This is a genomic window from Streptomyces lunaelactis (assembly GCF_003054555.1).
In the GTDB taxonomy this organism is placed as follows: domain Bacteria; phylum Actinomycetota; class Actinomycetes; order Streptomycetales; family Streptomycetaceae; genus Streptomyces; species Streptomyces lunaelactis.
This window is the reverse complement of the sequence record NZ_CP026304.1, coordinates 869,526-890,646: the sequence shown is the minus strand read 5'-3', so window position 1 is coordinate 890,646 and position 21,121 is coordinate 869,526. Positions and strand designations below refer to the sequence as shown.

The following is a 21,121-nucleotide window of genomic DNA, read 5'->3' as shown; positions in this document are numbered from 1 at the left end:
TCATGCGTTGACCTCCGTCAGAATCAGCGTGTCCGCGACATGCGGTGAGAGCAGCGCCAGCTGGGCGGGCCGGATGCCGCGGAAGACGAACACCGCCCGTCCCTTCGCCAGCCGCCGGGTATCGGTGATGTCCGGGTTCAGACGCAGCAGTTCGGCGAGCGCGATGCCGTGGCGGGCGGCGATCCGGGTGAGCGTCTCGCCGTCCTTCGCGGTGACCCGGTGCACGTCCTCGTCGTACTCGGCGAGCCGGGCCCCGACCGCGGTCCGCGGCTCGGCGAGCGAACCCGCGAGAGCGGTCAGCTCGTCGGGGGTGACGGACGCCGGGACTCCGGTGAAGAGGTCCACGTCCACGTAGTCCACACCGGGCACCTTGTGTGCGGTCGCCAGGACGTCGGACAGACGCGCGGGGCGGCCCAACTCGCGCCGCCCGCTGCCGAATTCACGCAGCAGCGCCTGCCGGAGCCTCGGCTCCACCACCGTCCAGGTGTGGTCACGCGCGACCTTCACCTTCGCCGCGAGCAGCAGCAGCACCAGTTCGCGTACATCCACCCGGACCGGCAGCCGGGAGTCGCCGTACTCGGCGAGCGAGGAGCGCAGCGCACGCAGCACCTCGGAGTCCTCGGCGATCGCGATGTCGTCCACGCCCGCGACCGTCACATGCAGGACCCGCCGCCGCCCGTCGAAGATCTCGCGCGCCGCGGCCCGGCCTATGCCCGCCCGTGAGCGGGCGAAGTCCTCGTAGTCCGTGAGGGACACGAGCCGGTCGAGTGCGGAGACCGCGAGCGGGATCGTGCGCCGGGTCAGACCCGGGCCGTCGCCGTCCGCGCCGCCCGTGGCGGGCTGCGGGTTGGTGACGGCGGTGACGCCCAGCGGCCGGGTGATGGTCTGGGTGATGCGGTCCGCCCGGACGTTGGCGGCCTTGCCGGTGCCGAAGCGGTACTGGGCCCGGACGTTCTCGTGCCCGGTGGGCAGCCGCGCGCCGTGCACCCCGTCGCCGAAGGTCACGGTCGTACGCCCGTCACCGGCCGTGCCCGACACATAGACCCGCTCGCGCGGTCCGTGTCCGGCCAGGCTGTCCACCCCGTGCCACAGCAGCCCGTCGACGCGCACCTCCAGCGTGGGTGTGGCGCCCAGGGGATTGTCGGCGGGCAGCCAGGTCAGCGGCGACTGCCAGAGCGTGAACGTCTGATTGGTCCGGTCGGCGTCGCCGCCGCCGATCGGCTCGTCGCGGCTCTCGCCGTGCGTCGCGGGCACCACATTGCCCTGGATGCGCACCGTGTCGCGCCGGTAGCGGTAGGTCAGATCCGTGGTGAGCGTCAGCCTTGTATGGACATGGTCGCCAGGCAGCAGCGGGTCGAACTGCTGCTCCACCGAGGCGATCACCGCCAGTTCGGTGCCGCGTACCCCGGCCGTGTTCGGGATGTCGGTGCGCTCGCCCGACACCACCAGATGGCGTCCGGGCCGCAACCCGTCGTACAGCTCGGCGAGTTCGAGCTCATTGCCGTGCACATCCTCGCCGAGCGGCTCGTCGGCCGGTCGCAGAGCCACACCGCCTGCGTGCACCGTGGCGTCCCGGATCGCGGAGAGCAGCACGTCGTGCTCGTCCAGCCACGGGTCGGCGAGCGTCAGCTCGGTGCCCCGGCCCGTGATGCCGTAGTTGGTGTACGCGGCGGTGCGTACGGCGGTGACGCGGCTGGTCACGAACTTCAGCTTCGCGTCGCCCGGGATCCCGTCGGGGCCTTCGGCGCCCTTGCGGGGACGCTCGATGGCGACCCAGCTGCCGACCGTGATCGAGTCCTGCACGGAGTCGAGCGGCAGGACATGGCGGTTGGCCTGCTCCGGCACGGTCGTGATGCCGACCTCGACATTCGCCGGCTCGCTGCCGACCGTGTACCGCACGGTCACCTCGAACCCGCCGTGGGCGACCTGCTTGTGCTCGCCGGGCGACAGCAGCCAGTTGAGCGGTTCGCCGTTGTGTACGGCCACATGCACTCGCCCGTCCTCGGCGGGGCGGGACACGAAGATGGTCCGCTCGGGGAGCCCGGAGAAGAACTGGGCGGTCACACCCGGCTCCTGGGAGTCCGCGGGGCGCCTGGTCAGCCAGCTCAGATCGTGGTCCTGACCCGCCCGGGTCTGGAGCGAGACCCGGCCGGGCCCCAGGCCGAACGTGATCCCGGCGGGCAGATTCTCCGACCGCTGCTCCGAGTCGCCCGTCTCCGTGTGCTGGAACTCGGCTCGCACCGGCACCCGGCCAGCCGGGTCGTACACGACCCGCATGGTGGTGAGCGCGGAGCCGGTGAGCGGCCAGTCCGTCTGCCGGATGACCCGCCCGCGGTCGTCCTGTACCGGCTTGAGCGGCGCCGTCGCCCCGAACGGAGCGGCGGTCACCCGCATCGACTGCACTTCGCGCAGCAGGGCGGGCACGGCCGGGGCGGCCTGCCGCCACGCCGCGTACATCCCGTCGGCGACCCGCGGGTCCAGCGCGGACAGCAGCTGCGCGCCGAGGTCGGAGCCGGGCGCGAAGTACCGCCCCGGGTCGTGCGACAACGTGCGGGCACCGGACGGGGGCCGTACGACGCGGGTGCGCAGCGCGGGCAGTACGGCGCCCAGCGCCCGCATGGCCGCGGAGCCGACCCCCGCGGCAGGGGTGGGAGGCGCCGGCTGCGAGGGCTCCAGGTCGGCCGCCCGCTCCATCAGCTCACCGACCACCGCCTCCAACTGCTCGAACCAGGCGGCGACTTCCTCGTACGGAACGGCGATGGCCTGTGCCTCGGCGAGCCGGTCGTGCGGGTCCGCGAGCCGCCGGGCGAACTGCGCCGGGGACTTGATCCCGTCGAGATCGGCACGCAGCGGCGCCAGCACCTGAGCGTCGAACTGCTCGATGATCATGCTGATGGGGCGGGGGTTGGGGTTGTCGGGCGTGGGTTCGCCCGCCTCGGCCTCCCGCTCGTCCTCGGTGATCCACTCGCGGAGCTCGGCCACCAGCTCGGTCAGTGACGGCGGCGCGGACTGCGGCAGCCCGATCGCCGTCACATCGTCGTCCCGGTCGATCCGGATGCGCGCGACCGGCAGCAACAGCCGCTGCCCGCCCGCCTCCTGGTCGCCGCCGAAGACGAACAGCAGCTTGTCCCCGGTCTGCAGCGAGGTGCCGGTCCCGGAGACGTAGATCCCCGACCGCTTGCGCAGATCGTCCGCTGTGAACAGGGCGGGCCGGCGCCGGCGCACCGCCAGCTCGTTCCAGGCCCAGCGGGCGATCAGGTCCTCACTGGTCTCGAAGGCCTGGGACTCCTCGTCGGACGTGGTGGGCACGCTGTTGCTGCGCGCGCCGCGCGGGATCAGCACCGGCACGTCCTCGGCCCGCGGATCGCGGTCCAGCGTGTACGCGAGATGCGTGTCGGCCGCGATACCCGGCCGCGGCCGGTGCCCCACCAGACGCCCGAGCAGCGCCAGAGAGCGGTACTCGTTCGCGGTACGGAGATAGCCCTCGTCGGCGATCCGCTCGGAGTGGAAGGTGAGCAGGTCGCCGACGACCGCCCACGAGTCCAGCAGCCCGAGCGCCGGATCGTCAGGGGTACGGACGGTCAGCCCGCGCAGCGCCGGATAGGCGGGGGAGGCGAGCCGGTCGAGCATGGCCGCCAGGAACGAGCCGTACTCGCCCACCCGGTAGTCCAGGGCCGTGCGCCCCGGCGGGTTGCCGAGTTTTCCCGGGGGACGACCCCCGGACCCCCGGTGGGCTTCGGGCGCGTGGCGTTCGTCGTGTCCACCGCAGCCGCAGCCGCAACCGCAGGCGCCGCTCATCGCGTACCTCCGCCGAGCTCGATGGTCAGCCGCCCGCTCTCGGGCCGGTCCGGGTCGTTGTCGCAACGCGCGATCTCCAGCGGGCCGAGCCGCAGCACGCCTGCCTCCAGTGCCGAGTGGTCGAGTGGGTCCTCATGGAACAGCCGGCTCAGCCGGGTCACCGTGACGCTCTCCACGCCCTGCACGCCCGCAGCCGCGGCCACCAGACGGCTGAGCCGCACCGGTTCGCCGAAACTCAGCGCGTCGGGGTGGAAGAAACCGAGCCGTCCGCCGGACAGCCGACGGCTGCCCAGCAGCCGGTACAGCTCGGCGAGGATCTGCCCGTGCTGATGGCCGGGTGCGGCGCACACCGCGAGCGCGATGTCCAGCGGCACCGACCGGGCAGGTCCCACGACGAGGTCGTGTCCGATCCGGCGACAGCTCTCCAGGGCGTACGACACCGAGTCGAGCAGTTCGGGCGACGCGTCACCGGCCCCCAGCGCGTCGACGGCGACATGAGCCTCCTGCACACTGCCGGTCCAGCGGATCTCCGCGGCCGCCCGCTGTACGCCCGGCAGCTGCGACGCCAGCGCCGCGTAGTCCTCGGCGGTGACGGCACGCAGCCGAGTGCGCTTCAGGTCGAGCGGGGCCAACTGGCGTACCTGCTCGACCGGTTCGGGCTCGGTGCCGCCGACGGCGGGCAGCGGATTGCGCACCCCGGCCACCGGCATCGGGTCCCCGGCGTCCGACTCCTCCGGATCGCGGCACAGCACCAGATGGTTGATGGCCTCCGCGCCCACGTTGCCCGCGGTGCCGCCGCCGAGCCGGTAGTGCAGCTCCAGCCGGGCGCCGGGCTGCGGGCGCGCGCCGTGCCGCCCGTCGCCGAAGCGCAGCGCGATCCGGCCGTCGTCCTCGAGCTCGCCGACGAAGTGCCGCTCCCGCGGACCGCTGCTCAGCAGATCCCGCTTCGGCGTCCATCGCTCGTCGTCGTCCGTCAAGGTGACCGCGGGCAGCGCGGCCCGCGCATCCTGTACGAGCGCCGCGGCAGGTCCCCGCAGCACCGGCTCGTCCGGGTGCAGCCCGGCCGCGTACTCCGGACCCCAGGTGTGCGCGATCTCCCAGGAGATGCCCGCGTCGAGCACCGCGCCCGCCCGTGCCCGGGCCGACAGCACCTCGAGCCGTCGCAGCTTCGCCGCCAGCAGCCGCTCGCTGCGATGCAGCAACTCGCGCAGTGCGCGCACCGGGTGGCGGCGCAGCTCAAGACGCTCCAGCACGCGCAGTCCGAACAGCACCGTCAGCTCGGCGATCTCCGGCTCGGTGAGCCCGTCGCAGTCGCGGGCGCTGCGCCACAGCTCCACCAGACGCTGCCGGACACGGCCGGGGACGGCAGCCAGTCGCGAAGCCTGACCGGCCGAGACATGGCGCGTGTCGGGAAACGGAACGGACTGGACGACGGGGGAGCGCTGCAGCACCGGGCGGAAGCGCGCCGGAATGCCCGGGTAGACGACCTGGGCGAGGAGTGTCGCCAGCGCCTCGGCCTGCTCGTACCCGGTGCCCGGTACGACCTTCTCCCGCCGCCTGCCCGCGAGTTCCAGGCCGAGACCGGCGCGTCCGGTCGCGTCCTCGCCGACCACGGTGAACAGCTCCCGTACCTGATCGGCGGTCAGCAGACGGCCCGAACGCGTCTGGTCGAGACGGGAGTTGATGAGATCGGCCGTCTCATTGCCCGCATCGCGGTCCCAGCAGCCGAAGCCGGAAGGATCGCAGGACCCGAGGACGGCCGGCGCGGGCGGCACGGTGACCGTCTCGGGCGCGGAGTCACAGAAGGTCAGCGACCGGCCGTGGTCGACGAGCGCGACATTGCCGCGCGCCACGCTCACATCCTCGACCGGCTCGCAGCCCGGTCCGCCGCGCGTGGAGAGACGGACGGGGAAGGCGAGCGCGTCCTGATGCGCCCAGGTGACCTCGAGGACGGGCTGGTCCGCCAGCCGGTCCACGGCCGGGGTGACGGAGGTGAGGCGTACTGCCTGGCGGTGGGCCGGGTCGGCGTCGCCCGGCGTACCGGAGCGCGCCCCCCGTACCTCCTCGATCAGCAGCAGATCGCCGGCCGCCAGCTCCAGCGTCCTGACCGCGCACTCCTCGTCCGCCCACTCGTCCCGAAGCGTCGCCGAAACGGCACCCTTGGGCAGCGAGCACACCTCGTCGCCCCAGGTCCAGAAGCGGATCGTGTTGTGCCCGGGGCGCAGCACCAGCGGATCGTGGCCGACGACCGGCTCGAACACCTCCACCGAGCCGCGCTCGTCCAGCACGGCCAGATCCCGGTCATCGATGACGGTGCCGATCTCGGGCCGGTCGCGCGGCCCGAGCGTACGGACGTCGACCGCGGCGAAGCGGAACGTGCCCGGCAGCAGCGTCAGTTCCCCTGCGGCCTCGACCGCCACGAACGCGCGGGCGTTGACGCCGTCGTGCATCGGATAGTCGATGAGCCGCACATGACGGCGCACGGACACCCGCCTGCGGGCGGTGTCGAGGTACGCCTCCGTCGCGACCGCGTCCTGCTGGTAGCTGATCCGGTCGGCGGTGTGGGCGAGCAGTTCGACCAGCGTCGTCCCCAGGTCGGCGGCGTTGCGCTCGACCCAGTCGGGGGTGGTCAGCGCCAGCCGGTCCAGGATCAGCCGGCGGATCGTGTCGTAGTCGCGCGCCGTGTAGTCGATGAGGGGCGCCGGTGCGAGGACGGGCGGGCAGTCCTGCTGCGCGTCCTTGCAGTCGAAGGGGGTGGGGCAGTCGGGCCGGAACTCGAACTCGGCCCAGAAGTACCGCTGGTCGAAGCCGGGGAAGGGCTCGGTGCCCGGCCGGCCGTACGGATCCGTGTCGACGACCGAGAGCCGGTAGCGGGAAGTGTCACCGGCCCGGTCGACCGTGACGAGCAGCCGGTCGTCGAGCTCCGGGTCCTCCTCGCGTTCGACCGACACCTCGACGGCCGCTATCTCCGCGATCCGGCGGCCGCCGTCGATGCGTATGTTCTCCGGGCACAGCCCGTGGGGCGCCTTGCCGAGGAAGGTGACGGTGAGGGTCAGCCCGTCGTCACCGACCTCGACCGCGTCCACGCCGCCGAGCTCTGCAGCCCGTATTTTCGCCCGCCTGCCGTCCGTACGGCAGACCACGTCGTTGCTCGTACCGCTCATGCCGGGCCGCTCCCCTCGAACACCTCGTCGCGCCGGCTCGCGGTGGAGCGCACCACGTAGCGCAGATACACCCGCACCACGTTCTCCTCGCTCACCACGTCCAGGGCCTCCACCTCGATCAGTTCGCCCAGTCGGCGCTGCAGCGAGGCCTGCACCGACAACTCCAGCGCGGAAGCCAGCTCGGGGCTGTTGGGCGTGAAGACCAGATCGAGCAGCCCGCAGCCGAAGTCGGGGCGCATCACACGCTCGCCGGGGCTGGTGAACAGCAACTGCTCGATCAGATCGCGCACATGGTCCTCGTACGCCGCGTGCGCGGTACGGCCCCGCCGGTCGGTCCGGAAGGGAAAGGCGATATCGCTCCTCGTCCGCCTCAACTGCCTCATCGGGAGGACACCCCCCGCGCCGTCGCGCCGACGGCCGGCGGCCCCTGCGGCAGCAGCGCGGCGCTGAAGCAGAGCGCGGACGTGCTGTCGAGCAGCACGGGCGCCCCGTCGACCAGCACGCTGTCGCGGTCCGGGGTCCAGCGGACCGTGACGCACGGATGGGGTACGCCGTCGACCGTGTGCCGGCAGCCGCTGACGGTGAAGACGTCGGCGGCGGAGGGCACTTGATGGCCGTCGATCCGTACGCCGGACGACGGGGCGGAGGCCGGCCCGACCCGGCCGCCGTGCGGGCAGCTGATCGCGGACCCGCCGTTCACGAGATTCCCGGACAAGACGATTCTCCCCGTTTCCCTGGTCCCTGTGCTCATCGCTTCTTCGGCACGATCAGCCGGCCCTCGTTGATGTTGACCTCGTCCCCGATCAGCACGATGGACGCGCCCTGGCCGTTGCCGATGGTCACGCCCCTCTCGTCGATCTGGATGTACGCCCCGCCCTTGGCCTCCAGCAGAATCCCCGTACCGCCGGGCACGTCCGACATCACCAGCTTGTGATCGCCGGGAGTCTGGATCACGACCGGCTGGGACGCGGGCAGTTCCCCGCGCGCACGGGGCGGCAGCTCCGTCTCGTCGCCGTACCAACACCCCGTCCAGATCGGGAAGCTGGGATCGCCCTGCTCGAACTCGATCCAGACGCCCGCCCCGATCTGCGGGACGACGTACTGGCCGGCCTGGCGCCCGGTGAAGGGCAGGCAGGGCAGCGCCCAGGTGGATGCCTCCTCGCCCAGCACGTCCGGTACCTGAGCGGTGATCCTGCCGATCTTGAGCGGATCCCTGTTGTCGATCACCCGACCCCGGAACTTGCCGAGAAACCGGTTGTTCGGTCCTGCAGCCATGCGAAGTTCTCCTGGTCCTTACGTCTTTACGGACGCACTGTGGTGCTGCGGGCGATCAGGCCCTCGCGGGAAAGCGTGAAGTTCTGCTGATACGAACCGGGGCGGAGATTGTGGGTGACGGACTTGACGTAGTAGTCGCCGTCGTACGTCACGCCGGAGCCCCGAACTCCCACCAACTCCCGTGGCCGCAGCACATATCCGTGCCGATTGACATCCAGCGACCCGGACCCGGATATCGCGTCGGCGGAGGTCGCGGCCCGCGCCAGCGTCTCGGCCTGGGCCTGCCCGAGCTCCTTCTTCGCCGTGCCGGAAAGGGTCTTGCGCTTGAGCGCGGGCGAGGCCCGGCGGCCGAGCGGAGGCCGCAGCGGGCTGATATCGGGCTGCCCAAGCAGCCGGGTGTCGCGCGTCCTCGGGTCCTGCACGCGCGCCTGCGGCTCTTCCCTGGCCGTCCCGTCGTAGGAGAAGGTCAGCTGGTCGACGGTGGAGTTGTTGTCCATGTTGACGTTGAGCGCGTGCTGACGCTGCCCGAGGCGCAGCTCGGGCCCCCAGAAGGCGGTGGACCGGCCGGGCCGGGGCCCGGGGTCGAGGTAGAAGGTGTAACCGTTCGCCCTGGCCAGGTCGTTGAGATACTGCAGATCGGTGCCGGTCTGGTAGTCGACGCGGAGCTGTTCGCGGGGTGGCTGATGGACCTGCTCACGGATGATCCAGGGATCGATCCCGTAGTCGGCGTACTTCCGCAGAATCCGGTCGACCCGCTGGGCGGGCGCCAGATTCGGATACCGGTCCGTCCGCTCTTCGAGATCCATCAGCAGGGTCAGGTCCTCGCCGGTGAGGGTGAGTGTGGTCTGCCCCGGCTGATTGCTGGCACCGACTTCCTGCCGCACGATGAGCCCGTCCAGGATCACGGTCGGCGTGCCCTTGACCGAGGTCGTGACGATCACCCGGGTTTTCGGATCGAAAAACCCCTCGGGCAGCAGGCGTTGAGTGATCAGCCCACGCTTGGTGAGGTCGAAGGCGAGCTGGAAACCGCTCCGCTCCCCGGCGGTCATGGTGATCTGCGCGGACAGCAGCGCCTCGGTCACTTCGGCCGGCACGGGACGGGTGAGCTTGGGTCCCATGTGCAGGGTGAGGTGGACGGGCCCGCTCCCGATGGGCTCATCAGCCATGGAACCCACCCGGCAGCGGAATGTCGATCTGCTGCCCCGGCTCGGCGGTCAGCTCGCCCGGATCGAGAACAGGATTCGCGTCCGCGATCTGCCACCACTGTCCCGGGTCGCCGAAGTACCGCTGCCCGATGTGGTCGGGCCGCTCGCCGCTGCTGACGGTGTGCGGAGCGGTCTCGTCGGCGGCCGCGCTGAGGGGCGGCAGCAACCGCCGCTTCGTGTAGCGCACTTCGGTGCCGTCGGCTTGTTGGTGAACCCCGATCTCCGCGTCGTGATATCTGCTGGTCCGCGGATACGGATGTGTGCCGGGAATGGCGTCCAGTGCGCTCTCGTACGGATCAATCACGTCCTACAGCCCCCGTCCCAGACCGAGTTCCGCCAGCCGCCCGCCTCTTGCGGTTCTGGCGAGCCGCTCCTTCTGCGCCAGATGCGCCAGATACAGATCGGCGCCCCGATGTCCGGCCGGCAGATCGCTGACGCTGAGGACCTTCATTCCGATGCCGAGGCTGGCCCGAATCGGATTCAGATTCACATCGAACGCCGACTCGTTGATGGACAGTTCGGTGAGCCGAACGGGCATGACGCGCTTGCTCCCCCAGGTGAAGAGGGTGAGCGGCATCTCGATCGGGCTGATCTCGATGGTCCCCTTCTTGGTCAGCCGCGAGGCCTCGCGCAGCTGAGCGGAGGTGGGATGCACCAGCATCTCGAGGGTCGCCAGCTCCGGATGAATCCCGTCGGGCGCGGCGACGTCGAACTGATCGGTGGCGTCGATCTCGGCGGTGAACTTCCACGTCTCCTGCGCGGGCCCCTTCAGCCGCAGGGCCTCATTCCGGTCCCTCCACTCCGCCCCGCCGCTGTCACCACCTCCGCCGGCGGCCTGGGGGGCGAGGGAGCGTTCGAGGGTGTCGGGGTTGAACTGGAGGACGATGATGCGCTGGGGGGTGCCGCGCTCGGGGTCGACGACGACGATGCCGGAGCGGATGGGCTTGGGTATGTCTGCGTAGCGGGTCATGCGTCACCGAGCCCGGCTCGACGATATACAGTCACGATCTTCTCCGCTTCCGCTTGCACTCGTTGGTCTGTGTCGCCTTCCGCCATCGCCTGGACGATCGGGAACAGTTCCGGCCACTCCATGTAGGCGGTGGTACGGGCTGCCGCGGCTCGCACCATGGGGTTCTCATGGGCAAGGGCGTTCGCCAGCGGAGGCATGAACTCAGGGGAGTGGACCGGTGGTGCGCCCAGCCCCAGCCGGAAGATGGACTGGACCAGCATGCGTGGGTCGGTCTCCTCGTAGGGTTCGTTGAGGAGCTCGGGGATGCGCCAGACGTCCAGCTCCTGCTCCGCTTCACCGAGCAGCCTCACCAGTTCGTCGCGGTCCGAGCCGTAGAAGAAACAGCAGAATTCGCCGGAGGTACGGTCCCGGGTCACCTGGAAGACGGTGTCTTCATCGAGGGACCAGACCCTGGACTTCCTTCCCGTTCCACTGTCCTCAGCGGGTTCCTCAGGCCAGCTGTGCTGTTCGGCGAAGCGGTTGGCCTCCGTCCAGTCGCGCTGTTTGAGTACCAGACGGCGAGTGCGTGTCGAGTGATTGGCTGGCATGGGATCCACCTTGCTACTTCCGATGTGTATGGCCGCTTCGGGCGGTGTCGGATCAGTTCAATCCGTGAGCGTCCAGGATCTCCTGTCGAATCTTCTCGAACACTTCTCGTTTAACCTTCTCAGGTGGCACGTCCTCGCTGAAATCAAAGGTGTAGCCGCTGAGGAACATCTCGATGTACTTCGCCTCGCGCTCCGCGAGGTCCTCGCCCCCGATCAGCGGCTTCTTGCGCTTCGGTGCACCGCTTATCCCAGTCCGCTCCTTGGTTCGCTGCCTCTTCAGACCCTTCTCTTCTTCCTTGGTGCCTGCCTCGTCCATGCGTTGCTCGTACCGCTGCTGCAACTCCTTCAGCTGATCTTCTTTGCTCTTTCCGGCGATCCACGCGTCCTTGCTCGGAATGGCGTTCTGCGCACCCCCGGGAGCGACCGGGTAATCCTCCAGGGCAGATTTCAGCAGCCCTGTGTCGCCCTTGACGGATGCGCGTGCCAGCATCTTCGCCAGCATGGCCGAATATACTCGTGACGATTCATCCCGGCGCTTCTCACTGTAGCCGGTGATGGCCATCAGAGTTCGCGCCTTGTTGCGCTCCGTATCCCCCATGACCCGGCCGACCTTGTCTCCTTTGAAAAGCTTCAGATAGTTCTCACCGTGCTGTTCGAGGTATGCGTAGCCATGAACGCCTTCCCGCTTGGCAAGTTTGGAGTAGGGCGGTGCGTCTCCCCTTACCTGTCCTTCCTGGCGCATGTGGGCCACGGTGTTAACGCCGCCGGGCATTTCGTGCATCTTTACGCCGCCGCTTTCGCCTTCCCAGTCCAGGTCCCATTCGCCAGGGAGGTCGTATTGCTTCTGCTCTCCGGTGCTCACCTTCTTTCCTGTCTCGGGGTCTTTCTTCAGTACATCCTTCACCCCCTTCTTGGCGCCGTGCTCCGGGAATTCGCCGCCGGCTTGGAGGTCGTCCAGGTCTGCGACGAGTTCGCTCATACGCGTCCCTTCGCTCGCCTTTACTTGACTCACTTTCCCGGTCTCCGGGTCGCGGATGACCTCTGCCGGGCTGTTGCGGTTCTCGTTGGCAGCGGACTTGGAGCGCACTTCCGCTGAGAGTTCTTGGACGAAGGCAAGCGCCTCGCGGGGTTCGATGGTGACCGTCGTGCCGGGTACGACGATCGCCGGTGGGCTGGCCCATGCCCGGATGGTGAACTTCCGGGCGCCGTCGGCCGCCACTCGGGACAGCCGGTACCAGACCCGCATCGCATTGAGGGCAGCGTTGAGAATGCGCGGCGGCACCCCTTTGCGCAGCATGGCCTTGAGGGCCGGGCGCATGCGGGCCACAGCTTTGGCGAGCCGATCGCCGTGCTGCTGATCTTTCTTATTCTTGTGCTCGTCCTTGTTCTGTTTCTTCTGGTCCGTCTGCTTCTTCTTGTGGTCGCGCAGGTTGTCGCGCTTCTGCTTGAAGACGTTGCGCAGCTTCGACGCGCTGTTCTTCAGGGCCTTGCCCGGCTTGCTCTTCTTGAGCTTCTTGCCCAGCGTCTTCGCCGCGTTGCGGACCTTCGTCAAGGCCGACTTGACCGCCCTCTTTGCCCTGCCGAGGGCGTTGCCCAAGGGGGACTTCGGCTTCTGGGGCTTGGTGGGCTTGGGGCCCTCGATCTCTTTCCTCTTCTTGGAGGCTTCGGGCGTTTTACCCTTCGTGCCTCCAGGTGTCGTGTCCTTCGGCTTCGCCGGCGTCGGCTGCGGCTTCGCCGGTGACTTCGGCGTCGCCGCGTCCTTCGGTTTCGGCGGCGCCTTCGGGTTCGGGGAAGGCTTCGCCTTCGGCTTGGGCGCCACCGGGGGCCTGCGCAAGGTCTGCGTGGCGTTGCGGATCGCGCCCCGCGCGTTGTTGACCGCCGAGCCCGCCGCCTTCTTCGCGCCCCCGCCCGCCTTCTGTAGGCCCTTCATGATCTTCTCGGACATGGCCTTGAGCCGCTTGCCGACCCCCTTGGTCGCGGAACCGAGCCGCGCCAGAAGGAAGTTGGCGATGAAGTCCAGCAGCGCCACGATCCCCGCGGCCACCGCCTCGGCGAAGAGGCACGCGGCCGGGCCGGCCTTCACCGCCTTCAAGTAGGCCCAGAACTTGCTGAATGCGGAGAGGATCGAGCTGATGCTCTGCCAGGCCGCCATCAGACCCTGAACGATCGTGAGAATCGCGCCCGCCGCGGGCACGATCATCGAGACGACCTTCTCGATGACGATCGAGGCGATCATCATCGGCAGCGAGGCGATGATCGCCTCCCACGCCATCTTGCCGATCTGCTTGATCGAGACGCAGCCCTTCACAAGGACGTTGATCACGGCCTTGCCGAGCCCCAGAATGCCCTCGACCTTCGTGTCGAACCACCGCTTCACGCCTGTCTTGATCGCGCCCCAGAGGTGGTCGGTGATACCCGCCTTCGCCGAGCTGCCCGCCTTGCCGATCCAGCCGCCCGGGTCCGGCGCGATGTCCGCGACCAGTGCCGCGAACTTGCCCAGCGCTTCGATCGCCGCCTGGGCGAACTTGATCGCGCCGAGAATGACCGCCTGGTAGATCTTGATGACGGCCTTGATGCCCGCCTCGAGCACATCGAGTAGCGCGTTCAGGCCCGCCGCCAGAGCGTCCAGCAGCGCGTTCACAGCCTTCTTCAGGCCGTCCGCCAGCGTGTTGACCGCGGCGATCGCCTTGTCGCGCAGGCCTTCGATCGCCTTGCGGAACCTGTCGCGCAGTTCGGGGAACGCCGCGAGCAGTACGTCCCCGATGGCGATCAGCGCGTCCGCCAGCACACCGATCGCCTTGATCGCGAGGTCACGTACAAAGTCGATGGCCTTGTTGGCCCACTCCTTGAACGTGTCGATGATGCCGTTGACTGCCTTGCGCGCGGCGTCGAAGACCGCGGTCACCGCTTCGAGGATCGCGTTGAAGGCGCTCTTCACCTTGTCCGCGACCCAGCCGAAGAAGCCTCCGGAGGGCTTTTCCTCCTTCTTCTTCTTCTCGGCCTCCTTCTCCGCGTTCTCCCGCTCCGTGTCGATCTGCTGGTTGTCCTTGTCCTTCCTGTCGCCGACCTCCTTGTCCTTGTCGTCGCGGGCCTTGACGATTTCCTTGTTCTTGGACGTGTGTTCTTTCTCGGACTCCTTGTCCGCGTCCTCGATCTCCTTGTCCTGCTCGTTGCGCCAGCCCTCGCGCTCGCGCTGAGCATCCTCCGCCGCACGGCCACGCTCGGCCGTCTGCTTCTCCACGTTCTGAGTGACCTCGCGGTCGATCTCGGTCTGCTTCTCCTGCTTGGCCTGCTGCTCGCCCTGCTGCTGTTCCTTCTCCTTGGCGCCCAGGTCGCCCTGGGCCTGGCCCGCGGCACCCTGGATCTCGCTTCCGCGCTCCTGCTTGGCGACCGCGCCGACGCCGGGCTTGGGCATGGACGACGCAGCCAGATTGCCGCCCTTGCCGCCGGCGCGGCCCACGGCCTTCCCGACCAGCTGCTCCTGCGGTGCGTTGGGGAAGATCTGGTCCTCGCCCATCGGCTTGGCCGCGTCCTCACGACCCGTGCTCTGGATGTCGGACTGCTTGTCCTTCAGCGCCTTGGCCTGGTCATCCGTGCGCTTCGGGTCGCTCTCGCCCTCAAGCCTGATCTTGGGGGCGGGGCCCACCGTCTTGTTCTGGAGCTCTGGGTCGACTGTCGGCACCGCGTCGGCCGCGGCGTCGACGTTCTTGGCCTCTTCCTCGGTCAGCTTGTCCGCCACGGGTGGCGGCGGCGGGGGAGTGTTGTCGGTCGGCTTCGCGCCTTCCGCCTTCTCGCTGCCCTTGGCCTTCTGCTTCTCGATCTGCTCCTCGGGGCCCAGTTTCTCGACCTTGCCCGTCACCTGGGCGGCAGGCGCGGCCGCCTCGGGCCGGCCCGACTGGGTCTGTGGCGCGCCCGAAGGACGCTCCCGCTTCGGTGGGTTGGCGTCCAGCCGCTGCTGCTCCTCGCCGACCTTCTTGTCAGCCGCTGCGTCCACGCCGGGCATCGCTGCCGCCGCCTGGTCCGGCGCCAGCTTGCTGACCGTACCGATGGCGGCCTTCGGGTCCTGACCCGAGACGTCCGGCGGCTCCTGCTGCTTCTCCTCGGGGGCCGCCCCACCGCCTCCGCCACCGCAGCTGCCGCCGCCCTCCTCCTTCTCCGCCGCCGGCTCCGGCGGGGCACAGCCGCCGCCGTCCTTCTCCAGCGACGCCTCGGGCTGCGCCTGGGCGCCTTCCGGGGCAGGGGCGCCCAACTTGCCGGGGCTCTCGGCCTGTTCGCCCGCCGGGCTCACCGCCGCCTGTGCGGCGGACGGGGCCGCTCCGGGGCCTGCCGCCGTGGTCGGTCCCGACTGTTCGCTACCGCCGACCGTGCCGCGAGGCGCAGCGCCGGGGCCGGTCTCCTTGGGGATCAGGCTCTTGGGCCCGGCGGCCTCCCGCTCGGACTTGGGCGGCTCGGCATCGCGGCGCGCAGCGGGGGAGGGGTTGCGGTCCTCGACGGGCGCCTTCTGCGTCTGCGCACCCGCGGGACGCGTCGCCGCCGGACCGGGTGACGTATCCGGACTCGACGAAGCCGCGGCAGCGCCTTGCGGCTGCCCGGCCGAGCCCCGCTGCTCCTGCTGCCCGCGCTCCTTCAGCTCCTGCTGTTCCTCCTGCGCATCCTTGGCGTCCGGCTTCTCGTCGCCGTCCTGCGAGGCACTGCCGGCGTCGTCGTCCTGGTCCTGCTCCTGCGCCGGATCCGGCTTCTCGGCCTCCGGCTCCTGCTGATCCTTTTCGGTGGTCTCCGGGTCGGGGCCGACCTCCTGATCGGTTGGTTTGTCCGGCTGCAGGTCCTTGGCGCTGCGGTCCTGGGCCTGAGCCGCGGGGCCGCCCTCGGGCTTCGGCGCCTCGCCCTCGACGGGGCCCTCGTCCTCGCCCGGCGCCTTCGCCTCGGGCCCGGCGCCGTCCTCGTCCTCCTCGTGCGCTTCGTTCTCCCGCTGCTGCTCGACCCGTTCCGCTTTCGTCGGCGGAGGTGTCGGGAAGCTGGGGACGGACGGCGCAGCCGCGCCCGCCGTCCGGTCGGCGGTCGGTACGGAGGACAGGTCGAGGTCGGTCTCCGGCAGGTAGTCCTCGGGCTTCAGCTCCGTTTCGCGCCTGGCCGCACCGCCCTTGTCCCGGTCGCCGTCCTGCTCGCCGCCGATCTCACCGTCCGCGCCCGCCTCGAGCCCGAGCGGCTTCTCCTCCTCGCGCGGTTCGTCCTCGTCCTCGTCCTTCTCGTGCAGGCCGTGCTCGGACAGCGCGCTGTCCCGCTGTTCCGCCCGCTCGTCCACCTTCTCCGGCCGTACGGGACCGGGCTGCCCCTTCGCCTTCGGGTCGACGTCCGCCTGCTTCGACCCGGCCGCCGCCTTCGTCGCGTCGTCCTTGCGCCTGCGCTTGTCCGCGCCGGGGGAGTTCGCCTGCTCGGGGTCCTGCTCCTCCCGGTCCCGCTGCTCCTTGCGCTCCTCTTTCGCCTGCTCGGTGCCCTGCTGCTGCCCCTGGGCCCGCTCGTCGGCTGCCTCGTCAACCCGCTGCCGGTCCTGGCCCTGCTGCTCCTCTTCCTGCTGCTGCTCCTGCGCCGCCTGCTGCCGGGACTGGGCGCGTTCGTCCTCCTGCTCCGTGCGCCGGGCGGCCTCCGTCTTCTCGGCCGCCGCGTCCGACTGCGCCCTGCTTCGCTCACCGCCGCGCTTCTCGTCCCGTGCCTCGGTGTCCTTCTGCTCCTCGCGGGAGTCCTCGGCGCGCTTGTCCTTCGAGGGCCGCCCGCCCTCCTCCTCACGCTTCCACTGGGTGCGCTCGACACCCAGCAGCTCGAAGAGGTCCGTCTCCGGCTCGGGCACCTCGGCCGGCTGAAGGTCCACCGGCAGGATCTCCGCCGCCTCGGCGAGGTCCAGCAGCCGGTCGTACTCGTTCGAGAGCAGCCGTAATTCCAGCCGGTCCAGCACCGAGTCCTGCAACTTCGGTGACATCCGGGCGAGTTGGAGACGCACGCGGTGGGAGAGGTCGGCAGGGTCGCCGCGCAGGGAGCGCAGCACGCCATTCGCGAGCCGGTCCACCAGCGTCGCCGGGTCCAGCTGCTCCATACGGTTCCGGTCGGCGTCGACCGTGGCGTACCGCAGCCAGCCGGGGGTGGACTGGCCCGGCTCCACCTCGGGAGCCTGCTCCTCGCCCCGTACGACGGCCCGCGCCGTCGACTCCGCCTCGCGCTCCATCGCCTGCTGCGGCAGGCTGACCGCGCCCAGATCGCGGCCGGCGCGAAGGGCGCCCAGGCCCTCCGGGTTCTGCACGGTGTGCAGCAACTCATGGGCCAGCAGCCGCTGTCCGTCGGCCGTTCCCGGCCGGTACGTACCCTCGCGGAAGAAGATGTCCTGGCCGACCGCGACCGCGTCCGCGCCCAACAGCTCCGTGAGTGTGCCCGCGTCCCGGTCCGTGTGCAGCCGCACCCGGCCGAAGTCGTGCCCCAGCTGCTCCTCGAGCTCCCGCCGTACGCTCAGGTCCAGCGGCTGACCGGCCCCGCTGACGATGTTCTTCGGCTCCGGCGTGCGGGACTTGGCGCGGTCCTTGCGCTTGCGCCGTTTCGCGTCCTGCGCGGCACGGGCGGCGTCCTGCGACGCTGCGTGAGAACTCATCGCGTCCCCCCTCGCGCCGACGATCCGTCAGCAGGAGCCGCGTCAGCGGGACCCGCCGCTTCACCGCGCCCCGAGAGGCCCGCGTGCACCGCCCGCGCCAGCGCCTCGCCGAGCCGCCCCGGCGAGGTGGTGGCCGGAAGCGGCGGCAGCCCGGACAACGCGTCCAGCGCCCGCCCGCCGTCCGCGGCCAGCGGCACGCCGCGCTCCCGTACGAGCCGGGCCAGCTCGGCCTCGATGGCGGCCGACACCCGCTCGGGGTCGAGCCGGTCGAAACCGTCGAGCACCAGCTCGCCGATGTCCACGCGCACCGTGCGCGGCTCCTGGTTCAGACCCATCCGTGGACCTCCGAGGGCGTCAGGGAGCGGTCCAACTTGAGGTATTCGGTGCGCGCCGCCTCCAGCATGTGACGCATCTGGAGCCGGTCGCCCTCCTCCGCGGCGAGGAAGGCGCCCGACAGCGCGATATTGCGGATGGAGCCGCCCGCCACGGTCAGCCGGGCCAGCAGCTCCGGATCGATGCCCTTCACCGGGGCCCGCGCGGGCAGCACCCGCCGCCAGATCTCGGCGCGCTCGCTCTCGCCCGGGAAGGGGAAGTCGACGACGAAGCGGATACGGCGCATGAAGGCCGTGTCCAGGGCCTGCTTCATGTTGGTGGTGAGGATCGCCAGACCGCGGTACGCCTCCATCCGCATCAGCAGATAGCTGACCTCGAGGTTGGCGTACCGGTCATGGCTGTCCTTGACCTCGCTGCGCTTGCCGAACAGCGCGTCCGCCTCGTCGAAGAGCAGCAGCGCGCCGCCACGTTCGGCGGCGTCGAAGACCCTGCGCAGGTTCTTCTCGGTCTCACCGATGTACTTGCTGACCACCTGGGACAGATCGATGATGAACAGATCCAGGCCCAGTTCCTTCGCCATCACCTCGGCGGCGAGGGTCTTGCCGGTGCCGGAACCACCGGCGAAGAGGGCGGTGACGCCGAGGCCGCGGCGCAGCGTCGCGGCGAAGCCCCACTCCTGGTAGACCGTGGCTCGCCGGCGTACATGCGCGACGATCTCGCGCAGGACCCTCAACTGCCGCTCCGCCAGCACCAGATCGCCCCAGGCCGCCTGCGGTTCGATTCGCCGGCCCAGCTCGTCCATGCCCATCCGGGCCTCGGTGAGCCCGGCCTTCCAGGCCAGTCCGGTCGCGTCCAGCTCGTCCTCACCGGGCAGATCCCGTACGACGGCCGCGCCGGCGGAACGGATCAGATGAGGCGGCAGCGAGAACTGCTCGACGAGAACCTTCAGGTCCTCCTCGGACACCTCCGGTACGGCCTCGAAGGCGTCCGCCCACACACCCAGCTGCTCCTCGGTGTCGAGCGCGGGGACGGTGACCCGTTCGCCGCGCGGCCGCGCGGTCTGGCGCGGATCGGGGCTGGAGACGACGAGCGGCACGGCCGCGCTCTCGATGAACGCGTCGGTGGCGGCGGCCTGTTCGCGGTCCAGGTCGCCGACCTCCACCAGCAGCGCGGCGGGCAGCAGGATCGCCTCCCGCTGCCAGAGCCTGGCCAGCCGGTCGCGCTCGGCCGGGTCGGTCGGCATGTCGTCGGCGGCCATCGCGTACAGGCCGAGACCGGAACGGCGTGCCGCCGCGGCGGCGATGTCGGCACGCGTACGCAGATCACCGCCGACCAGCTCGACGCGGAGCGGTGCGTACTGCCCAGCGCCCGCCCAGCCCGTGGCGACCTGGCTCGCCGCGAGATCGTAGGAGGCGGGCAGAGAGTCCGGCACGGTCGTACGGCGCAGCAGCCCGTGCAGCCGGGAGTCCAGATACGGCGAGCCGACCAGGAAGTGCAGGATGCGCTCGTCGAGGCGCAGCCGGGAGGTGGTCAGCCGGGTCTCGTCGTCCAGCTCGACGAGCCGCCAGCGGCGCAGCGGGGCGACGGGCGTGAGAGCGCTCCAGTGCGGCTCGGCGAGCGCGGCGAGGGCGAGCGAGAACGTCGGGTGCGCGCGCTCCGGGTCGCCGCACGCGGCGGCGCAGCGGCCGCCGGCGGTGGGGTCGAGCTCGGTGGCGGCGGCGAGCAGGACGACGTCGCGTTCGAAGGTGCTGAGCCCGAAGCAGGCGACGAGCGCGTCGAGGGTGACGGGTCCGGAGGGGGTGAGGTCCGGGCTGTGGGGGCCGGTGAGTTCGGGAGCTCCGGAGTGGGCACGCGCCCGACCGGCGGCGTGGTCCACGGGTGCGTTGCGGTCGGCCGTGGCGTCGTCCGGGCGTACGGATGCCGGTCCACCCGCCTCGGGCTGCGGTCGGCCTTGAGCTGCGGCGGCGCCTGCGCCCCCGTTGCCTGCGTCCGCGGCGCCGCTCCCGCCCGCGCGCCCGTTGCTCTCGGGTGTCGCGCCGTCCTCCGCGCCACGGGTCCGGTGCTGCGCGCGCTGTGCGTGGGCGTCGATGCGCGCGAGAACCGACCGTACGGCCGCGGCCAGTGCCCGGCCGTCTGCACCGGCGTCCGCCGCCGCGCCCGGACCGGTCCTCTCATGCGTACCCATGCCCTCACCCGCCCCCGTGTCCCGCACCGTGCCTCAGCTCTCCTTGCTGTCTGCGTTCGCGCCCGCGCCGGAGTCCTTCTCGGTACGGGGGGCGGGCGCGGCCCGCTTGGCCGTCGGCCTGGACGCGGTGGACCTGGACGCCGCGGCCTTGCTCGTACCGGCCCTGCTCTGGCTGCTCCTGGGTGCCGCGCCCTTGGACGGCGCCGACTTCCCCGCCGGGCTCTGGCTCGCGGCGCGCTTCTTCGGCGCGTCCGGCGCGTCCGGCGCAGCCGCCTCCGCCCCGTCCTCGACGGGCTCATGCGCCGCCGCCGCCTCCTCCACCGGCGGCGTACTCCCCGGCGGCACCGGCGCGCCCGGCGCCCCGAACGGCAGCACTCGTACCGTCCGCTCCTCCACCGGCTTCGCCGGGACCGGCTTCTCTCGGCCCTCGATCAGGACCAGCGAAGCCTGGTACGCCACCGACAGCGTGTACGGAGTCTGGTGGAGCATCCCCCACAGCTTGGACGTCTCGTCGATGTCCATCACGGTCGGCGTGAAGCGCACCCGCTGCGCAGACGCGGCAAGGTCACTGCCCGCCAGATACGGACGTTCCGCCGCGAGTTCGATCAACTCCTGTGGCAGGACCGGGATTTCGTGCAGGGTCCGGATCACGCAGCCGATCAGCCGCTGCCCGACGAGCTCCGCCTCCTCCCCGTACGCGCTGATCAGATAGTGCAGATCGAGCGGCGCGGCAGGACGCTTCAGCAGCTTCCCGTCCGAAGCGCGCGTCGGCAGGTCGGTGTGCCGCATCGAGGCGTTCGGTGCGACCTGGTACAGGAAGACATTGATCGTCGGCTCGGCCGGAGGCTCGGCCGGCGGCTTGCGGGTCTCCACCTTCACCGCGATGTCCATCTCGGGCCCCAGGTTGCTCTCGATCAGCAGCGCCAGGGCCTGGGTGACCGTCGCGAGGGCAAGTCCGTTGCTCATGAAA

At 70.5% G+C, this 21,121-nt stretch carries 13 protein-coding genes; all 13 read right to left on the bottom strand.

The annotated features are described in order from the left end of the window. The 13 genes from SLUN_RS03895 to SLUN_RS03835 are packed head-to-tail and all read right to left on the bottom strand — an operon-like array spanning position 1 to position 21,117. Positions 1-3,798, bottom strand: a complete 3,798-nt coding sequence (locus tag SLUN_RS03895) for a putative baseplate assembly protein (RefSeq protein ID WP_108147160.1) — start codon at positions 3,796-3,798, stop codon at positions 1-3. Next, positions 3,795-6,962 (bottom strand): putative baseplate assembly protein, encoded by a 3,168-nt coding sequence (locus tag SLUN_RS03890; RefSeq protein WP_108147159.1) that lies wholly within the window; start codon positions 6,960-6,962, stop codon positions 3,795-3,797. Before SLUN_RS03890 ends, SLUN_RS03895 begins: the two co-directional genes overlap by 4 nt. Beyond that, positions 6,959-7,345 carry a GPW/gp25 family protein gene (locus tag SLUN_RS03885; protein WP_108147158.1) on the bottom strand — a complete coding sequence of 129 codons (387 nt, stop codon included), beginning with the start codon at positions 7,343-7,345 and terminating at the stop codon, positions 6,959-6,961. Before SLUN_RS03885 ends, SLUN_RS03890 begins: the two co-directional genes overlap by 4 nt. Beyond that, complete coding sequence (locus tag SLUN_RS03880) at positions 7,342-7,677, bottom strand: hypothetical protein (RefSeq protein WP_108147157.1); 336 nt, start codon at positions 7,675-7,677, stop codon at positions 7,342-7,344. Before SLUN_RS03880 ends, SLUN_RS03885 begins: the two co-directional genes overlap by 4 nt. Before the next feature lie 32 nt (positions 7,678-7,709). Next, positions 7,710-8,237 carry a phage baseplate assembly protein V gene (locus tag SLUN_RS03875; protein ID WP_108147156.1) on the bottom strand — a complete coding sequence of 176 codons (528 nt, stop codon included), beginning with the start codon at positions 8,235-8,237 and terminating at the stop codon, positions 7,710-7,712. Positions 8,238-8,263: 26 nt separating this feature from the next. Beyond that, positions 8,264-9,403 (bottom strand): hypothetical protein, encoded by a 1,140-nt coding sequence (locus SLUN_RS03870; RefSeq protein ID WP_108147155.1) that lies wholly within the window; start codon positions 9,401-9,403, stop codon positions 8,264-8,266. Beyond that, positions 9,396-9,746: a LysM peptidoglycan-binding domain-containing protein gene (locus tag SLUN_RS03865; protein ID WP_108147154.1), complete on the bottom strand. Its 351-nt coding sequence runs from the start codon at positions 9,744-9,746 to the stop codon at positions 9,396-9,398. The genes SLUN_RS03870 and SLUN_RS03865 overlap by 8 nt, the downstream gene beginning before the upstream one ends. Positions 9,747-9,749: 3 nt before the next feature. Continuing rightward, the gene (locus SLUN_RS03860) at positions 9,750-10,412 is read right to left on the bottom strand and encodes a hypothetical protein (RefSeq protein WP_108147153.1); all 663 of its coding nucleotides are present in this window, start codon (positions 10,410-10,412) and stop codon (positions 9,750-9,752) included. After that, complete coding sequence (locus tag SLUN_RS03855) at positions 10,409-10,999, bottom strand: HEAT repeat domain-containing protein (protein ID WP_108147152.1); 591 nt, start codon at positions 10,997-10,999, stop codon at positions 10,409-10,411. The genes SLUN_RS03860 and SLUN_RS03855 overlap by 4 nt, the downstream gene beginning before the upstream one ends. Before the next feature lie 52 nt (positions 11,000-11,051). Beyond that, positions 11,052-17,633, bottom strand: a complete 6,582-nt coding sequence (locus SLUN_RS42025; RefSeq protein WP_108147151.1) for an eCIS core domain-containing protein — start codon at positions 17,631-17,633, stop codon at positions 11,052-11,054. Next, on the bottom strand, positions 17,630-17,968 hold the full coding sequence (locus SLUN_RS03845; RefSeq protein ID WP_254710298.1) for a hypothetical protein: 339 nt from the start codon (positions 17,966-17,968) through the stop codon (positions 17,630-17,632). Before SLUN_RS03845 ends, SLUN_RS42025 begins: the two co-directional genes overlap by 4 nt. Continuing rightward, positions 17,959-20,151, bottom strand: a complete 2,193-nt coding sequence (locus SLUN_RS03840) for an ATP-binding protein (protein WP_217506005.1) — start codon at positions 20,149-20,151, stop codon at positions 17,959-17,961. The genes SLUN_RS03845 and SLUN_RS03840 overlap by 10 nt, the downstream gene beginning before the upstream one ends. 33 nt (positions 20,152-20,184) lie before the next feature. Next, on the bottom strand, positions 20,185-21,117 hold the full coding sequence (locus SLUN_RS03835) for a Pvc16 family protein (RefSeq protein ID WP_108147150.1): 933 nt from the start codon (positions 21,115-21,117) through the stop codon (positions 20,185-20,187). Positions 21,118-21,121 lie beyond the last annotated feature (4 nt).

Excerpts from the sequence above, each read along its gene's own strand:
- SLUN_RS03895 (WP_108147160.1), bottom strand. The coding sequence starts at position 3,798 with ATGAGCGGCGCCTGCGGTTGCGGCTGCGGCTGCGGTGGACACGACGAA.
- SLUN_RS03890 (WP_108147159.1), bottom strand. The coding sequence starts at position 6,962 with ATGAGCGGTACGAGCAACGACGTGGTCTGCCGTACGGACGGCAGGCGG.
- SLUN_RS03885 (WP_108147158.1), bottom strand. The coding sequence starts at position 7,345 with ATGAGGCAGTTGAGGCGGACGAGGAGCGATATCGCCTTTCCCTTCCGG.
- SLUN_RS03875 (WP_108147156.1), bottom strand. The coding sequence starts at position 8,237 with ATGGCTGCAGGACCGAACAACCGGTTTCTCGGCAAGTTCCGGGGTCGG.
- SLUN_RS03870 (WP_108147155.1), bottom strand. The coding sequence starts at position 9,403 with ATGGCTGATGAGCCCATCGGGAGCGGGCCCGTCCACCTCACCCTGCAC.
- SLUN_RS03860 (WP_108147153.1), bottom strand. The coding sequence starts at position 10,412 with ATGACCCGCTACGCAGACATACCCAAGCCCATCCGCTCCGGCATCGTC.
- SLUN_RS03855 (WP_108147152.1), bottom strand. The coding sequence starts at position 10,999 with ATGCCAGCCAATCACTCGACACGCACTCGCCGTCTGGTACTCAAACAG.
- SLUN_RS42025 (WP_108147151.1), bottom strand. The coding sequence starts at position 17,633 with ATGAGTTCTCACGCAGCGTCGCAGGACGCCGCCCGTGCCGCGCAGGAC.
- SLUN_RS03845 (WP_254710298.1), bottom strand. The coding sequence starts at position 17,968 with ATGGGTCTGAACCAGGAGCCGCGCACGGTGCGCGTGGACATCGGCGAG.
- SLUN_RS03840 (WP_217506005.1), bottom strand. The coding sequence starts at position 20,151 with ATGGGTACGCATGAGAGGACCGGTCCGGGCGCGGCGGCGGACGCCGGT.
- SLUN_RS03835 (WP_108147150.1), bottom strand. The coding sequence starts at position 21,117 with ATGAGCAACGGACTTGCCCTCGCGACGGTCACCCAGGCCCTGGCGCTG.